This is a genomic window from Paenibacillus taichungensis, from assembly GCF_050994985.1.
In the GTDB taxonomy this organism is placed as follows: Bacteria; Bacillota; Bacilli; order Paenibacillales; family Paenibacillaceae; genus Paenibacillus; species Paenibacillus taichungensis.
Window position 1 is genome coordinate 2,412,133 of the sequence record NZ_CP194720.1, and the last position, 18,242, is coordinate 2,430,374.

Sequence of the window (18,242 nt, forward strand, 5' to 3'; positions counted from 1 at the left end):
GGTTTTAAGTTGACGGTGTCTGGCTTCTCTATGGTATCTTACAGGTTAAATCTACTGAAGCTTCCATCTCAAGCCCCGAAATAACAAGTCGTCTCTTCGGGACAATTGTTCAAATTTTGGACTAAGTATGGAACAAAGCCTAACAGATCGTTTAAAATTTTTGGTTTCGAGTTTGTTTATATGGGCTTTTATCGTGTGAAGGAACTCCTTGCTGTGATTCATAGTGTCAGAATGAGAATATAGCTTTATTGCATCATTAGCAATAGCTTGAACATAGCTGCTATGAGGTTCGTAGTTGTTTCTCAAGGCAGTACTTAATTGTTTCTGAATACTCTGCATGAGCCGGACCCATTCCTTAGTCTCGTAAATTGGATGCTGAGCGATGTTAACGAACAGAAACTCCACACTTTGGAGATCAGCAATAAATTCAGGGGAGCTAATCAGCTCTTTTAACTCCTTCCATGCCATGAGTTGCTTAGCAGACAAATTTTCCGGAGCAAGAATGTACTTGTTGAAGTAATGGAAAAAAGCATCTTGCCATTCTGCTGGAATATCTGACATAAAACCGATCTCTTCTATTTTGGCTAAAACAAATTGCTGTCTGTTTTGTTGATTTTGCTTTTGGATATGAACTAATTCATGAATGTGTGAAAGAAAAGGGGAGGGGTTCTTCTGGAAATCCTTGCTGTGATCATTAGTAATACTTCTGGCATTATTCAATATCGCAATCATGCCATTCAATGCTTGAACCTCCGTTTGTAAGGTTTCTATTTGCCAATCCAAGGATTTCTCCATCGATATTTCCCCGGAAAGCAGTTTCTTGATATCATCAATTCCGAATCTTAGTTCACGAAGTGTTTTAACAAGCTGTAGACGCCATATGGCCTCTGTTGTGTAAAAGCGGTACCCTCGGTTATTCACAAAGGATGCATTTACTAATTGTATGTCATCATAATACCGAACCGTTTTTACGCTAGAATCTATCATTTGCGCAGTCTCTCCAATGGAGAATAAAACGGTGTCTGCTGTTTCTTGTTTAAATGTTTGCATAATAGATAGCTCATTTTGTTTATGCTGCATAACTTTCACCTCTGTCATTGTAGTATATCATCTCCTGTTAGGGGAGACTCAATATGACTACTTTCCGGGCTCAGATCGAGCACACTATAATAAGGGATAGAGTGAAATATTGAATTATACGAGGGAGATGCATTGATACACTGACGGAACAGCATTTATCGCATGAATTAAGCATCGGCATTCCAGGATATCCGTATCCTGCGATGCCGCACTGGCTCTATGGATTCATTTATCCCGGCTCGCAAGTTGTATGAAGATTTTGGCTTCATGTATTGTGAGCCATTTGCAGAATATATCCTAGATTCGAATAGTACATTTATGACGAAGGAACTGTAATACACATTTTGAAAATATTCAGAACGTCAGGATTACTAGAACGTTTATAACCTTCAAAACTTATAAAAACATTTGAAGAACAGCATTCTGTAGATGCAGAGGATGCTGTTCTTTGGTGTATTTACGCTATTCCAGCATGAACCATGAACATTATGAGTAGGTCATATTAGACGGGATCTACCTGTTATAAGTGGTCTAGAGATATGTAGAGATATGTAGAGATATGTAGAGATATGTAGAGATGTGTAGAGATATGTAGATTTATTCTCTGTAGGTATGGACGGACAGCTTGAGTGTGATGCAGCAGCAGCAGTAGATGTCGAGGGACAAAATCATATTCCCATTTCCGATTATATAAATACCTAAGTGTAGAAGTGAGTCTCTTTTGAGCGATTAACAGACTACAGAATGGATTATGATCAAAAGACCAGCTTCAACGCTAGGAGGGATTTCCACTTGAACTGTAATCCCATTTGAAATAGATAAAACAAGTTCGTTACCAAGCACTTTAGCAAAAAAAAGGGGAGGAAGATGAATGTGATTTTGGATCAAGGGAGGGGAAACATACGGCAGTGATTGACATGTAATTTGGGAAAGCTTAGTACGTGGCTCGAGGATACATATGGATCTGAGTTCCCGAGAGTTGATAAATTAATCACGCTCGATTCACCGATCGATGGTGCAGTATTGGCAAAGCGAACTAAATTTATCTTTCTGCCAACATGGATCTGGCCATCGGTAGTAAAGCCATAAAACAACTCTCTGATAATAAGGAATTGTTTGATCCTTGGACCAAAGTGGTGTCGTATGCTGCAACAATGAACGATAAATGATTTTTCTTAAATGTAGATGTGGTTAGCAGGGACAGCGCCTTCAAGTTAATAGACATTGCCCAAGGACCAGTGAAAAGAGTAGAGGTTCCTTATTCTCACACTGGAGAAACCAACATCATAAATCCAGAAGTCATGCAGGATGTTACAAAATATCTCTGGGGTGACGCTGAGATTAATAGCGGAAGTATCACCACGCTTGGCGAAAAACTTGGAAAAAATAAACCATTGTGCCCAACGTACATTGGTTTATTTTTGCTTTAACAAAAATAACAAGAAGCATTTGAAGAGGGTTGACATCGCTTTGCCTTTCCGTTGGCGGTACCGGAGCACAGTATTCAAAGAAAAAGCAATTCGGATTTCATCCGAATTGCTTTTTTAATTCATGTCGCGGGACAAGAACATTGTTCCAATCAAAATCGCTATTATAGCGGCTTTTTTGTTTTAAGGAACCAAGTTCTTGTCCCATGCTGTGAGGGCGAGAACATTGTGTCATTTCCAATTTGGTAGTGATGACCGAGTGAACGTAATGCTGGGTACCGTATGGTGGAAATGCGTCCATCTTATCGCAAGTCCGGCAGGGATTTGGAAAGCGCTGAAGGCCCTGCCGCCGTCTAGCAAGGCCTTACGTTTTGCCACCACCTGAATTCCATAGAATGGGAACGAACGAGAGCTTCCACAGACGAACGCCAACAGATCCACATGGAGCGAAGCTGTTCCATTTTGGTGACGGGGATGTCAATTTATTTAAACCCAGCTAGGGATTCAGTCACTAGCGAATATACCCAAATATTATTCCCACTTCTGAAAAATGATTAGCAAATATATGCGACGTTCGTTATGTAGTGCCTGTGCAGTGTGACAACAATGTAACATTCCTGACTGATTTATCATCTGAATCAAGCGATTCTCTCCTAGTGATATTCTAAAATAAGTGTGTATGTGCGTCTTGCGCTAATGATAGAAATTTTAACTATGAGGGAGTGGATGGGAATGAATAAAAATATGAAAAGAGCACGCCGTATGTCTGGCGTTTTGGCTGTAGTTATGGTGCTTAGTACAGCTGGGGAAGCCATTGTGAATGCACAGCAGCCAATTATCAATGTGGAACAGTCGACTCCACAAGTCGGTGTGTATACGAATGGACCAAGAGATGCCAAGGAAGTTAAGGCGTTTCTGGATACCTTTTTTGCTAAGGAAGAGATTAAATCAAAAGCCAGTGCTGTCGCCATTTCAATCGTTCAGGATGGAAAGGTGCTTTTGTCCAAAGGGTATGGTGCTGCTGAACAACAGACAAATTCGCCAATAGATGCTGCTGAGACCACTTTCCGGGTTGCCTCTATCTCCAAAGTTTTCACGGCTGCTGCTGCCATGCAGCTCGTGGAGCAAGGTAAAATCTCACTTCAGGACAACATTGAGAAGTATTTGGATGATTACAAAATTAATAATTCGTTTCAAACGCCTGTTACCATTGAAGATTTACTGACACATACCACAGGTTTTGAGTCAACTCAGCCTTCGGATGCCAGTTACGTGACTGATCCATCCATAAAGCCAGTTTCGCTCAAACAGAGCATATTCGATGCCTTTCCTAAGGTTGTGCGTGAGCCTGGTACCTCCTACATGTATGATAACTTTGCATCAAGGCTGCTCGGATACATCGTCCAGCAAGCCAGCGGAGAACCATTCGGGGGTTACGTGCAAAAGCATATTTTCGAACCCATCGGCATGAAATCCAGCAGCTTCACATTAACAAAGGAACTGTCGGAACGAATGGCAAAATCTTACGATCCGGAGAACAATGAACTTCCACAATATGACTTGTCTCCACGCGAGTGGCCGGAGGGGAGTTTAATATCCACTGCTTCCGATATGTCTCTGTTTATGCAAACCTTTCTGAATGGCGGACGGACTGCTAATGATAAGGTTATTCTTTCGCCTGCTTCGGTAAAGGCAATGTCTACGTATCAAGTGGCTATCCATCCGGATTTTCCGGATATGACCTATGGATTTGAATCCCCGATAGAGCCCAGTAAAACAAATGGGGAACGCGTGATTTCCAAAGGGGGTGATATTGCAGGGTACAGTTCACTCTTATGGATGTTGCCAGACAGCAGGACAGGCGTCTTTGTGACGTACAATGCCAATTCAGATTTAAGAAATGACCTGTTTGCTGCATTTATGGATCATTATTTTACCGGTCACCCAACTGTTTTTGAAGAGAAGGGCTTTAAGTCGCAATCGAAAGAGGCACTTGCCAGGTTTGAAGGATTATACTCAGACTTGCGTACCAGATTCCTGACGAGAATTGAAGCGACAGGTGAGGGAACACTGACGATAAGTGATGTAACCGAACAGCATCAGTTGAAGCAAGTCGGTGATCTCATTTTCGTGGATGAGCAAGGCAAGCCACTTGCTTTCAAAATAGATGGGGATGGACATGTTACTGATCTAAAATATTTGAATTTATTCAGCTATGCCACCAAATTAAAGGAGGTTCAGGACAGCTTTCCAGATGTGCCTGCAAATCATCCTTATGGTTCATATATCTTTACTCTGAAGTCTCTGGATCTCCTCTCGGCTGATCCAACAGCCCTGTTTGAGCCCCAGGAGCTCGTCACTCGGGGAGCCTTTGTGCATGCTTTCAATGCGATATGGGGAATTCAAGCGTCAGTCAACCCGTCTTCGTTTAAAGATATGGATCATTCAAAGTATCGAGGGGATATTCAGGCGGCCGCTGAGTCGGGATTGCTACTTGGAACGAGCAATGAGTTGTTTGAACCAGATCGCCCGATTCTACGTGAGGAAGCAGCAGTAATTGCCTTTCGATTGCTGGCGGGAAACGGGATCAAGCAAGCGGATTCTACAGCAGTGCTGGTGCCAGGTACATCTGAATGGGCAGTAGAAGCCGTCAGTTCCGCTATAAAATGGAAGCTGCACGGACCGGAGGTAACCGAATCAAACGGCAGAATAGATTATGGATCACAACGGGCAATGAACAAGCAGGAGATGGCCGCTTTGTTATTCTCCATGCTGTTGCCCAATGAATAAACCCATTAAGTGAGTACAGTAAAACAGGGGAACCACGCCTCAGAGTGGTTCTCCTGTTTTATTGTAAGTACCAAATGACCGATACTATAATGATGAAGGTGGCTAGGTGAATAAAATGAGCGTGAGGAAGAGAAGGAAATGAAGGGGAAGTGAAATTACGAATGGATATGAACATTTTTATCATTGAAGACGATGCTGCTATCTTGCGATCCTTGAGAGAGCGATTGGAGCAATGGTCATTTCACGTTTTTGTACCCGAAAGGTTTGACGATATTATGAGCACCCTTGTTGCTGTGCAGCCTCAAATGGTCATTATCGATATTCAGCTGCCAATGTATGACGGCTTTCACTGGTGTCGTGAAATTCGGGCGATTTCAAAAGTGCCGATTCTGTTTCTGTCTTCGCGTGATCATCCTCTGGATATGGTGATGGCAATGAATATGGGGGCCGATGATTATATCCAGAAACCTTTTCATATGGATGTGTTCATGGCCCGGATTCAGGCAATCCTTCGCAGAACATATGCATACGGGGATGAGGCTGCCGAACTGCTGGAATGGAACGGTTCCATCCTAGACATGAAGCGCGGCTTGATTCGCAAAGATGGGCAGGATGTGATGTTGACCAAGAATGAATTTTTCATACTCGTGGAGTTAGTCAAGGCGAAGGACACGGTGATTTCACGTCATGACCTGATTCGCAAGTTGTGGGATGACGAACGTTTTGTTAATGATAATACGCTTACTGCAAATATTACACGACTGCGCCATAAACTGATGGCGGTTGATTTGGAGGAGGCTATCGTAACGAAAAAAGGCCTTGGTTACATGGCAACTACACGCTAGGGAGGAGATACCTTGCTGTTCCGCTACCTGTCCGATCGAATAAGCTGGATTTTATTTTATTTGCTTTCCCTGTTATTTGTAGATTTGTTGATTTGGCTTGACAATGGCATAGCTGTGCGTCTGGATGCTTTGCTTTATCTGAACGTGATACTTTTGTTATCCGCAATGGTCTTTTTGGGCTGGCGTTATCGGAAGGAGACCCGTTACGTGATATCACTGGAAAAACTGACAAAGGAGATTGGAGAAGATTGGATGGCTGCACTACCGAATGCTCGTTATCATAACGAAGTGGTAAACCATCGGTTGCTAATGGCGGTGGGGCAATTGCACAGGCAAAAGCTTGCGGACAATTTCACCTCGCAAACAGGTGAGCAGGCGTATACAGCCGCCTGGGTGCATGAGGTCAAAGCACCGCTCACTGCGATGAAATTAGTCATAGAAGCTAATCGTAGCGAACCTGTCATCCGCACCATAGAATCAGAATGGCTGCGTATTCATCTGCTCATTGATCAACAGCTGTATATCTCCCGATTGCCCACACTGGAGTCGGATTTTGTACTCGAAAATGCAGGCATTCAGAAACTTATTTCCATGGAAGTCCGTGAAGTGGCTTCCTGGTGTATGGAGAAAAATATTGCTGTGGAGTTTGAAGGAACAGAAATGTACATTTCTACAGATCGTAAATGGTGCCGATTCGTTATTCGTCAATTGCTTACCAATGCAATCCAATACAGCCCGGAGGGATCATTGATCCTTATGAGTACGTCCATCACACCTGAAGGTTATGTGAAATTAACAATGAGAGATGAGGGGAAAGGGATTGCCTCGCATGATTTGCCTCGTATATTTGACCATGGATTTACTGGCGACAACGGCAGACTTCAAAATGCCGCAACCGGGATTGGACTTTATCTGGCACAGACGGTGGGGAGTAAAATCGGTATTCGGTTGGCAGCAAGATCACAGCTGGATAGAGGAACGGAAATGGACATGATCTTCACGGGACGAAATGCATTTCAGGATGTTCAAGCACATGGATTACCTTCATGACGATAATGTCACATTAGATATCCCACTTGTCATCTGTATCGAGCGATGGGCTGCATCTGACTCTCTATAATAAACATTAGATTAGAGCAGGAGGCCAACAATATGAATTCACAAGGTATACAAAAAACCATGCTCCATGCACAGCAAGTACGTAAAACCTATGGTTATAGGAGCAATATGCAGCAGGCGTTGAAGGGCATCGACTTACGTGTCATGGAAGGGGATTTCATTGGTATTATGGGGCCATCCGGTTCAGGGAAATCCACCCTGATCAATGTACTGGCGACAATTGATCAAGCGACGGAAGGTAGGATCATCGTCGAGGGATCGGATATCTCCACCATGAAGAGCGCAGAATTGGCCGTTTTCAGACGGAATAAGCTCGGTTTTATTTTTCAGGATTACAATTTGCTGGACACGCTGACGGTCAAAGAAAATGTGCTGCTGCCCGTCTCGCTCGGAAAGGCAAATAAAGCAGCGGCGGAAGCTGCTTTTGAGGAACTGGCATCACACTTTAGAATCAAGGACATTGCTCATCGGTATCCGCATGAGATTTCTGGTGGGCAGCGGCAGCGAACTTCTGCAGCACGGGCGTTGATTCACAAGCCTGCTATCGTCTTTGCTGACGAGCCGACTGGCGCATTGGATTCAAAGGCAGCCTCTGCTATGCTCGGCAAAATGGAAGAGTTAAATCGTCAGGACCATATAACCATTATGATGGTAACGCATGATCCGGTTGCTGCAAGCTATTGCAGTCGTGTCGTCTTTTTGAAGGATGGCTTGTTATATTCCGAATTATATCGGGGCATCAAAACACGGCAAACTTTTTTCAAGGACATTATGAATGTACAGGCAGTGCTTGGAGGTGACAACGTTGACATTGTTTGAGCTGGTCATCCGCAACATGCGTAAAAATATAAAACAGTACCATCTTTACTTTTTCGCTCTCATGATGAGTGCGATCTTGTACTTTGTCTTTGCCACTTTGCAAAATGATAAATCAATCCTGGCAGCGACTTTTGGGGATGTCCAGTTTGCCTCCTTATTCCAGGCATCAGCATTCTTGCTGGTCGTCATTGTAGCCATTTTCATGCTTTATGCGAACCTTATTTTTTTTAAGCGGCGGAGTAGAGAAATCGGTCTTTACCAGCTCATTGGTCTGACAAGGAATAAAGTCATGCTGCTCCTCATTATAGAAAATATAATTCTTGGGTTGGGGGCGCTTGGCATAGGCATTGGTGCTGGTGCACTCATGTCGCGTTTATTCCTGCTTGTTTTGATGAAGCTGATTGGTATAGAGGGAGTCATTCCGTTTACATTTTCAGGCGCAGCCGCGATGCAAACTGTCTATGTTTTCACTGTATTAATCGGACTGACCATCGTTCAGATGTTATTGCAAATTCACGGAACAACGTTGCTTGAACTATTCAAGGGGGATCGGCAAATCGATAAGCCAAAACAGTCAAATCAGGCACTGTCAGCCTTGATGGGATTGCTCGGCATAGCCCTGATCGCAACAGGTTACTGGTTCTCCAGCACGATGTCCGGCAACCATTTACTGAGGCAAATCGTGATCATCCTCGCGTCAACGATACTTGGAACCTATTTGCTGTTTCGGGTTACAATTGGTTGGCTGTTCTATCGGTTTAGAAGAAGCAGGAACGGACAACTTGGCTTAAAAAACAGCTTGTCGCTGGCTCCCATGATGCATCGGCTCAAAGAAAATGCCAATTCGCTCACCTTGATCACGGTTCTGTCAGCCATGACGTTGACGATGAGTTCAGTTGCCTACTCACTGTATTATTCAGTTGATCGTGAATCCAGGGCTATGATGCCGTATGATTTCATGTTTCAAGGCAGTGAGCAAGAAGCGACTTCGTTCCGTACTGAACTGGAGAAGGCAGGGATTGCCTTTCATCAGGAATCCATTGAAGCAGTCAGGCTGAAAGGTACCTTTGGTAATAAGAAAACGGGAGAGCCAAGTACCCTATTATTACTTCCTGCGGAACAGCTGCAGGAAAGGGATGCTGAATTTATTATGCCTCAACTTGATGAAGCGATTTGGTACAAGGGACAGAAGAATGCGTTAGAAATGAAAACGGATGGAGAGACATCCCCGCTAACTATTGAACTAGAGAAAGGGAATCGCAGCTTCGAGATTCAAGCCGTCAGAAGTATAGATCGTTATGCCGTGAACTTTATTGTAAGTGGGCGTCAATTGGTTGTTTCGGAGGCACTATTGCAACGCATTCGGGAAAAGTTGTTTTTGGAGGCAGAGGAAGACATTGTCACCATGATAACATATCAGATTAAAATGAAAAGTGATCAAGCGGCAGCTTCGAATTTGTACGCCAAATACGTAAAGAATGAAAAAAGCACACCTGACTTTTATACGTATGCTGAAGAATCTATGCGTAAGTTCGGATTAATCATTTTTACGGCAGCTTTTCTCGGTCTTATATTCTTAATCGCGACAGGAAGTATTCTGTATTTTAAGCAGATGACAGAAGCGGAGCAGGAGAAGAGCAGCTATAAGATTTTGCGTCAGCTGGGATTCAGCGAGCGCGAAATCATGGGCGGTATTGTTCGCAAGCAGCTGTATGTATTTGCGATTCCGCTGGGCATTGGTGTAATTCATTCCATCTTTGCTGTGAAAACAGTTGCTACACTGATATTAACGGATATCATATTTCCCGCAACTGTTGCAATGTGTATTTATGCATTGATTTACTTGTTGTTTGCTGCTCTTACTGTAGGCTATTATCGAAAAGTTGTGGCAGATGCATTGTAAAAGCGGGGAAATCTCAAAATCCCCCATACATAATGAAACGGATATGCTCTTCCAAGTACTCAGGACGGAGCATCCGTTTTTTTATTTTCGGGTGATATGCGGACTGCCATTACCTTAAGGATGTTTACCTTCAAAATAGAAAGGTACCGTTATGCTGTGTATAAACGTACTGATAAGAATGGCAGAAATTAGTTTGGACTGGCAAACTCTCAATAAAAAGCAGGTAGTTATCTGGATAAACAACTTAATTGAGCGAGTAAAAAATGAAATAATAATTGCTTCTCGATTGTGTATGCGATATATTGCATATAAGAATAATTGTAATGAGGATGAAAACAATGCCAATTCCTAAAGGTTTTTCCTTACCCGTCCGTATGTCCGCAAAAGAAAGAGCGTTTTCTCAGATTCAGCGATGGATTATTGATGGAACACTGCAACCTGGTGAAAAGCTTATTGATGCGGAAATGGCTGAATCGCTTGGAGTCAGCCGGACCCCGATTCGGGAGGCATTTCAGTTACTTGAAGTTCAAGGCCTCGTGTCTATGCATCCGGGAAAAGAAACAAAAGTAACGAATATTGAGAAAAACGATATTTTTAAGATGTATTCAACGATGGCTGCTCTTCAGGCATTGGCTGCTGAAATCACCGCCAACATTATTGTTCCAGAACAGATCGAGAAACTAAGATCAATCAATTTGGAATTTGCAACTTCCATTAAAAATGGCCAAGTGTATCACGCTATGGAGGTGGATGAGTTATTTCATAATTATATTGTGGAGCTCTCAGATAATCCTTATGTGGCCACATTTAATGCCTCTCTCCAGATTCACATTAGGCGATTTAAATATGTGTTTTTAAAACAACCTATTACCGCTACACTTGCTTCAGTTGAAGAACATGATTTGATTATTGAAGCTTTTGAAGGAAAAAATAGCGACGATGCGCATGCAATAATGAAACAAAATTTTATTCGTCCGATGCAGGAGCTGAACGAAATACTTTGAAGTGGGGGTAAGGGACATGGAGAATAAAAAAGATCTTCGTATTCGAAGCGCGGTAATCAGTGAAGGAGCTAACCGGGTACCGAACAGAGCAATGCTGCGTGCAGTTGGTTTTCAAGATGAGGATTTTAAAAAGCCAATGATCGGAATAGCGAGTACGTGGAGTGAAGTAACGCCGTGTAATATGCACATCAATGATTTAGCGGTGCAAGCTAAGCAGGGCGCACGTAATAACGGCGGTGCTCCTCTAATTTTTAATACGATTACCGTTTCAGATGGGATTTCAATGGGGCATGGCGGGATGTTGTTCTCGCTACCAAGTAGGGAAGCTATAGCTGATTCGATTGAAATTGTGACCGGGGCCGAGCGTTTTGACGGCATTGTTGCAATCGGTGGTTGTGACAAGAATACGCCTGCATGTTTGATGGCTATTGGACGGATGAACATTCCTTCCGTTTATGTATATGGAGGAACCATTCAACCTGGTAATCTCGACGGTAAAAAAGTGGATATCGTTTCCGCTTTTGAAGCCGTTGGTCAATATCAAGATGGAAAAATGACAGATGAACAGCTGCATAAGGTCGAATGTAGTGTTTGCCCGGGTCCAGGGGCTTGCGGGGGCATGTATACCGCTAATACGATGGCCGCAGCTGCAGAAGCAATGGGTATGTGTTTGCCTGGTTCTTCTTCGACATCAGCTATCTCAGCGGATAAAGCATTGGAATGCGAAGCAGCCGGTAAGCAGGTCATCTCACTTCTTGAACAGGAAATCTACCCAAGAGACATTATGACGAAGAAAGCATTTGAGAATGCGATCACCGTTGTTATGGCACTAGGGGGGTCAACCAACGCATTTCTCCATCTGCTAGCTATTGCGCACTCCGTAGAAGTGGATTTAACCTTGGATGATTTTGAGCGTATTCGCTTGCGTGTTCCTCATTTGGCAGATATGAAGCCGAGTGGCCAATATGTGATGCAGGATTTGAACGATATTGGCGGTGTTTCAGGAGTAATGAAGCTATTGCTCGCTGAAGGATTGCTTCATGGGGATTGCCTTACTGTAACGGGTAAAACGTTGGCGGAAAATTTGGCGGAAGCTGCTCCACTTCAAAATGATCAAGAGATTATACGACCACTCGATAATCCGCTTAAGCCAGATGGACCACTGGTTGTGCTTCGAGGAAACCTCGCTCCTGAAGGCGCTGTTGCCAAAATGTCAGGCATGAAGATACAGCAGTTTTCCGGCCCGACAAAGGTGTACGATAGCGAAGATGAAGCGACAGAAGCGATCATGAACGATGAGATTAAAGAAGGAGACGTATTGGTCATACGCTACTGTGGTCCTAAGGGTGGACCTGGTATGCCTGAGATGCTTTCCGTTACAGCACTCATCGTAGGAAAAGGACTGGGCGGGAAAGTTGCTCTCATAACAGATGGTAGATTTTCAGGCGGCTCGCATGGATTTGTAGTCGGTCATGTATCACCTGAAGCACAAGTAGGTGGACCAATCTCTTTGCTCAAAAATGGTGATATTATTACCATTAACAGTGACATTCAGGAAATTAAGGTTGAGGTGTCAGAAGAAGAGTTAGCTGCTCGAGCGCAAGCGTGGGTACAACCTCCACTGAAAGTAAAATCCGGTGTACTCGGCAAATATGCCAAATTAGTTTCCTCTGCTTCAAGAGGTGCAGTAACAGATTTGATGGAATAGACAAATAAACATTGATGCTGCATATAAAACGGGAAGCTGCTATAACGAATGGATGAAGAAACGTTAAGTAAAGATTAAATTTTTAAGCCCCCGCTATTTTCATCATTTGAAAATTAACGGGGTTTTTTTTGTGGTGAAGTTAATGAATTTCATCGGGAACCCATCATCATTGAACATCCATATATTAGTCGTTTCCAGGTTGAGTCATTCATAAAATCCTTCAGTAGATTTTCTCAAACTGCTGAATTGATCCAGATCATGCCCAAACCAGACTTGGGAATTCGTGCGGGCAGCCAAAGTACGAATTTTCTCTACTGTGTTTCGATAGCCGATCAAATCATAAATTATACCAGGTGGCTTGACCGGAGGACCAAAACTTTCCGCAGTATAGATGGCATCGGAAGCTAGAATGATTCCGCCGGTTTCTGGCATGTCGATCTGGAGACCTAACATTCCCCATGCATGGCCGCTTCCGAAATTCAAGATTTTGATTCCATCCACAAGATCCAAATTGTCTTCTCCCGGTTTGATCGTTTTCCATTGCAGCTGTTTTTTGATCCATGCGTCAATATCAGCCCACACATAGGCCCCTTCTTTTTCATTGCGGGCGTAGGTCTGCAGTGCTCCGGTAAACTCATCCTCATGGACGATAATGGTCGCGTTCGTGAATAATTCGAGGCATCCTGCATGGTCCAGGTGCAAGTGGGAGGCAACAACATACTTGATGTCCTCGGGTCTAACCTTAAGCTGCTCCAATCGGTTATGCAGGTAACATTCCTCGCTTGCCACCCATGGAGACGACAGTTGGGTCGATTGTGCCCATCGCCCTTGAGCGCCCATTGAGTTTGGGTTGCAGGCTGTATCAAACAAGATTTTCCCCTCAGGATGATCAATCAATACCGTATAAATTGGAAACTCCACAAATTGTGTCTGGGCATTCGGATTATTAATTGTTGCTGGATTATGCATGGAGATGATCCAATTTTTATCCATGCTCATTCGACCGTTATCCAATACATAAAGCTTGGGATGCATCTTAATAATATTTGTCATGTTTAATTACCTACCTTTCGAAGTAATCCAGTACAAGGTAACCCCATTTGGGAGCTCATCTTCTTACTCTTGGGACACCCGGATTCGCCCTTAAGTGGTGTCTTTGCTATGACAGATCTAGTTCAAGCTGTTCAGTACTGGTATAGACATACAGTAATACAAAAAATACAATGATATAAGTAGGCACTTTAAAGTGTCCTTGGAACTTCATAGAGCACTAGGAGGGAAACGATTTGGTACATTCATCCACAACTAAACAATCTGATATTTCGTTATCCAATTGCGGCTATAGCAAGGTTCTTGACATTATCTCTAACAAGTGGACTGCACTTGTTATATATGCCATGGAAAACGGTAAAATCAGATATGGAGAAATGCTACGGAGGGTTGAAGGGATATCTAAAAAAATGCTTACCCAGACGGTACGCAAGCTGGAACGTGATGGATTGGTCCAACGACACATTACTCCTACAGTACCTCCAAGTGTGGAATATTCTCTAACAACATTAGGGGAGACATTGCTCAAACCGATGAAAGAGTTAAGGCAGTGGGGAAGAGAACATTATACTCAAGTTGTAGAAGCGCGAGTTCAGTATGACGTTGCCTATACTACGGTTCCACATGAAGCCGACAGATAAATTGATGGACTTTACAGTACTTGAAGTATCACGTTGTAGTAACGTAGTTTTGGATAGCCGCTAGGCCTTGGAAGACTCATTGAAGAGGCTGAAAACGGACTATTTCAATTTGCCTAACGAGCACCGCATTATCCGGCCATGCCGAGATTCTTGAAGGGGAGCTGCCATATGGGCCGAAAATTACCCCGTATCGTTCTAATCTCCGCCTCTGGCATTGGTCCTCAGAAGATTTCATTCCTGTTTAAGGCAATGCCGTTCTTGCTTTTAGGTGAGAAAGGAAGAGATAAGGTTTCTCGTCTCGTGTATAGCAATCAGACAATTCCGAAAGAGGCAGCTGATAATGTCAAGATTATTGCGCGCCACTTTCACTTTCGCACTGAGTCTATACCCATCTTTACGGATAGCGAACTTAGTAGTTTGACGATGCCTATTTTGTTAATTGCTGGCGAAAAAGATGTGATGCTTGATTCCAGAAAATCAATAGATAGACTTTCCAGGTTACTGCCTGATGCAAATGTCAAACTTCTTCCTGATCATGGTCATGTTATTATAAATCAAGCTAAACATATATTTCCGTTTCTGTTAAATGGATATTGATCGATTAGATCTTTATCATTGGACTTAATTGGGTGAATACAGCTATGATCAGCACAGTGGATGTAGCAGTGGTCAGTGCGGTTAGTACCAATGATTCAAATGTTGAAAATATCCAATCTTTTTTGTTTGAAGCTTGAAACAGTATATTACTTTAAAGAGATCGATAGTTTAATAAAACAAAGCCAGTCTAACACTTTATTTTTGTGTCTTGACTGGCTTTTTGTATGGAAGGATTGAATAGTCTTATACTTTATTTTGGTTTGAACAATTACAAATGAGAAGAATCATATAACCGTATTGGACAAGAAAATGTTCCTATTTTCGATTAATTAAAAAAGGGGAAATTAGACTCAATTTAGCTGTTGAGTACAAGTGTAGAATGACATAAATTCGCCAACCAAGAAATCCCTTATAGAACAAGGTTTTTTTAATTTTTGGTAGGGAACTTTGTGTCAATTTCTAATGACATAAAGTTCCCTACCTCGCTGGAATTTGACATGAAGTTCCCAACTACCCTGGAGAAGAAGAATTAATTTGTGAAGCAGCAATAAGGTTTACTTTTAATTCTATTGAGGCATATGACTAAAAGAGGAGCGATAGCTCATAAAATAAGAACAAGCGCAGCCGGTCATTTTGATCGGCTGTTTTTCAATACATCTAAATTTTTATCTACTCCTAGCACCCTTCATGAAATGATTAATTTCAAGAAATCTAAAGGTATCATAAAAGGAGCATATAAGTTTCTGGTAAATGGTTATTTTCGAACTAACATATATTACTCGTTTGTCTGCATCAATCAAAGAAAAAATGAAGATGATTCGCTCTAATGAAAAATTAGCTCCTTATTGCGTAGTTCTCACCATAAAATAACATATTATTTTTCCAAAAAAGAAACCATTTTACCATATATTCAAGCTCATTTATTCTACTCTTAAAAAGTAACCGATTTCATAACCTATATTTATCAACGGAGGAGAGTAAATGGAGCGAAATTTGAAAGAAATAATCAGTCAGATGACATTGGAGGAAAAAGCTGAACTCTGCTCGGGTAAAGATTTCTGGAATACCAAATCAATGGATGCTCTAGGGATTCCTTCGATCATGATGACAGATGGCCCACATGGGCTTAGAAAACAAGAGGGGAGCGCGGATCACTTAGGCTTAAACAAAAGTGTACCGGCTACCTGTTTCCCATCCGGAAGCGGACTCGCCTCTTCGTGGAATCGTGAACTTGTCCATAAGATGGGGATAGCAATCGGACAAGAAGCGGTAGCGGCCGATGTTTCCGTTGTTTTGGGTCCCGGTGTGAATATCAAGCGATCCCCGCTATGCGGTAGAAATTTTGAATATTATTCAGAAGACCCCTATTTATCCGGTACATTGGCAGCAAGCTATATTCAAGGCGTACAAAGCCAAGGGGTAGGGACTTCCATTAAACATTTCGCAGTTAACAATCAAGAATACAAGCGGATGTCGGTTGATGCAGTGGTCGATGAACGGACATTACGGGAAATTTATTTAGCCAGCTTTGAGTATGCAGTGAAGGAGGGAAAGCCATGGACTGTCATGGCAGCGTATAACAAAGTAAATGGTGATTTTTGTTCCGAAAACAGCCGGTTGCTGACTGATATTCTCCGTGAAGAATGGGGGTTCGAAGGCGTAGTAGTGTCCGATTGGGGAGCGGTCAATGAGCGGCATCATGGACTAGCCGCCGGACTGGATCTTGAGATGCCTTCCAGCAACGGGATAGGATGCAAAAAAATTATAGAAGCTGTTCATTCGGGCGAGCTGAGCGAAGAGGTGCTGGACCAGTCAGTGGAGAGGATTTTGTCACTTGTATTCAAAGCTGTAAATAGCCCGCAGGAGCAAAAAGTCGTTGATATGGATTCACAACACCAACTGGCTAGAGAAATTGCGAGAGAGTGCATGGTTCTTCTTAAGAATGAAAACGGCATTCTTCCTCTAAAAACCGAAGATTCCATTGCAGTGATCGGTGCATTTGCCCAAAAACCACGTTATCAGGGCGGCGGAAGTTCACATATCATGCCGACGAATCTGGATAATATCTATGAAGAAATTCTTAAAACAGCTAGTGCTAAGGCGAATATTTCGTATGCAGCCGGTTATTCCCTGGATAAGGACGGGGTAGACAAAGAGTTGATCCAGGAGGCAGTGGAGGCTGCAAGAAAGGTGAAAGTTGCGGTTATTTTTGCAGGATTGCCCGAACGCTATGAGTCCGAGGGGTTTGATCGGAAACATCTTCAATTGCCAGAAAGTCATATTGCTATGATTGAAGCAGTTACGGAGGTTCAAGAAAATGTTGTTGTCGTACTGAGCAATGGCGGACCACTTGAAATGCCTTGGCTAGATAAGGTTAAGGCCGTATTGGAGGCATACCTGGGAGGACAGGCGTTGGGCGGAGCGATCGTTGATATCCTCTTTGGGAATGTGAGTCCAAGTGGAAAGCTGGCGGAGACCTTTCCTGAAAAACTGATTCACAATCCATCGTACTTGAATTTTCCCGGAGACGGTGAGACGGCTGAATATCGAGAAGGTATTTTTACGGGCTACCGTCATTACGATACAAGAGATGTTAAGCCCTTATTCCCGTTTGGCTTCGGTTTGAGCTACACCCAATTTGAATATAGTGATCTAGAGGTTAGTCATAAACAGATCAAAGATACCAGTATTTTAACGGTTACGGCAAAAATCAAAAATACGGGGAAAATGGCAGGTAAGGAAGTCGTTCAGCTTTATGTACGTGATGTGGAATCAACGGTCCCGCGTCCACTTCAGGAACTGAAGGGATATATGAAAGTTTCACTTCAGCCGGGGGAAGAGACGGCAGTACATTTTGATCTGGACAAAAGAGCATTTGCTTACTACGATGTTAAGCTGAAAGACTGGCACGTTGAGACAGGGAAATTCGACATCCTGGTTGGGAAATCGTCTAGAGTGATTGAACTTGTTGAAACTGTTGAGGTAGAATCCAGCGTTATTCAAATAAAAACAATAACCAGACATTCTACTTTTGGTGAGCTGTTGCAACATCCTGTCGGAGCTGAAATTATGGGAACACTGGGACAGTATGACGGGAATGAGGCTGGACTCGGCGAGGGAATGCAGGAAATGATTTTAGGTACTACACTGCACAATGCCGCACTGATGAGCAACGGACAATTCACGGAAGAAACACTACAGAACATTCTTACCGCCGTAAACAGTTGAATTACGAAGAATTTGAGTAAGCCCGACATTG

At 42.9% G+C, this 18,242-nt stretch carries 13 protein-coding genes; 11 read left to right on the top strand and 2 right to left on the bottom strand.

What is annotated here, in order from left to right; translation table 11 throughout:
- Positions 1–51 precede the first annotated feature (51 nt).
- On the bottom strand, positions 52–1,098 hold the full coding sequence (locus ACR1R9_RS10985; RefSeq protein WP_433921061.1) for a MerR family transcriptional regulator: 1,047 nt from the start codon (positions 1,096–1,098) through the stop codon (positions 52–54).
- A gap of 1,220 nt (positions 1,099–2,318) precedes the next feature.
- Between ACR1R9_RS10985 and ACR1R9_RS10990 the strand changes: the two genes are divergently transcribed.
- The 8 genes from ACR1R9_RS10990 (at position 2,319) to ilvD (ending at position 12,695) form a co-directional block, all read left to right on the top strand.
- A complete protein-coding gene (locus tag ACR1R9_RS10990) occupies positions 2,319–2,510 on the top strand; it encodes a hypothetical protein (protein WP_433921060.1) in 192 nt (63 codons plus the stop codon).
- 729 nt (positions 2,511–3,239) lie between these two features.
- Positions 3,240–5,297, top strand: a complete 2,058-nt coding sequence (locus ACR1R9_RS10995; RefSeq protein WP_433921059.1) for a serine hydrolase — start codon at positions 3,240–3,242, stop codon at positions 5,295–5,297.
- 161 nt (positions 5,298–5,458) lie between these two features.
- Positions 5,459–6,142, top strand: a complete 684-nt coding sequence (locus tag ACR1R9_RS11000) for a response regulator transcription factor (RefSeq protein WP_339843540.1) — start codon at positions 5,459–5,461, stop codon at positions 6,140–6,142.
- Positions 6,143–6,154: 12 nt separating this feature from the next.
- The gene (locus ACR1R9_RS11005; protein WP_433921058.1) at positions 6,155–7,192 is read left to right on the top strand and encodes a sensor histidine kinase; all 1,038 of its coding nucleotides are present in this window, start codon (positions 6,155–6,157) and stop codon (positions 7,190–7,192) included.
- 102 nt (positions 7,193–7,294) lie between these two features.
- The gene (locus ACR1R9_RS11010) at positions 7,295–8,080 is read left to right on the top strand and encodes an ABC transporter ATP-binding protein (protein WP_433921057.1); all 786 of its coding nucleotides are present in this window, start codon (positions 7,295–7,297) and stop codon (positions 8,078–8,080) included.
- Positions 8,067–9,983 carry an FtsX-like permease family protein gene (locus ACR1R9_RS11015; protein WP_433956440.1) on the top strand — a complete coding sequence of 639 codons (1,917 nt, stop codon included), beginning with the start codon at positions 8,067–8,069 and terminating at the stop codon, positions 9,981–9,983. The genes ACR1R9_RS11010 and ACR1R9_RS11015 overlap by 14 nt, the downstream gene beginning before the upstream one ends.
- Before the next feature lie 338 nt (positions 9,984–10,321).
- Complete coding sequence (locus ACR1R9_RS11020) at positions 10,322–10,987, top strand: GntR family transcriptional regulator (RefSeq protein WP_433921055.1); 666 nt, start codon at positions 10,322–10,324, stop codon at positions 10,985–10,987.
- 16 nt (positions 10,988–11,003) lie between these two features.
- Positions 11,004–12,695, top strand: coding sequence for a dihydroxy-acid dehydratase (ilvD, locus tag ACR1R9_RS11025; protein WP_433921054.1), 1,692 nt, complete (start codon positions 11,004–11,006; stop codon positions 12,693–12,695).
- 204 nt (positions 12,696–12,899) lie between these two features.
- On the opposite strand, the gene ahlS is transcribed toward ilvD, so the two are convergent.
- A complete protein-coding gene (gene ahlS, locus ACR1R9_RS11030; RefSeq protein ID WP_433921053.1) occupies positions 12,900–13,748 on the bottom strand; it encodes an AhlS family quorum-quenching N-acyl homoserine lactonase in 849 nt (282 codons plus the stop codon).
- Between the two features lie 233 nt (positions 13,749–13,981).
- Between ahlS and ACR1R9_RS11035 the strand changes: the two genes are divergently transcribed.
- The 3 genes from ACR1R9_RS11035 to ACR1R9_RS11045 all read left to right on the top strand — a co-directional run bounded on the left by ACR1R9_RS11035 (position 13,982) and on the right by ACR1R9_RS11045 (position 18,211).
- Positions 13,982–14,386 carry a winged helix-turn-helix transcriptional regulator gene (locus tag ACR1R9_RS11035; protein WP_433921052.1) on the top strand — a complete coding sequence of 135 codons (405 nt, stop codon included), beginning with the start codon at positions 13,982–13,984 and terminating at the stop codon, positions 14,384–14,386.
- Between the two features lie 168 nt (positions 14,387–14,554).
- Positions 14,555–14,983, top strand: a complete 429-nt coding sequence (locus ACR1R9_RS11040; protein ID WP_433921051.1) for an alpha/beta hydrolase — start codon at positions 14,555–14,557, stop codon at positions 14,981–14,983.
- Between the two features lie 981 nt (positions 14,984–15,964).
- A complete protein-coding gene (locus ACR1R9_RS11045; protein ID WP_433921050.1) occupies positions 15,965–18,211 on the top strand; it encodes a glycoside hydrolase family 3 C-terminal domain-containing protein in 2,247 nt (748 codons plus the stop codon).
- Positions 18,212–18,242: the final 31 nt, after the last annotated feature.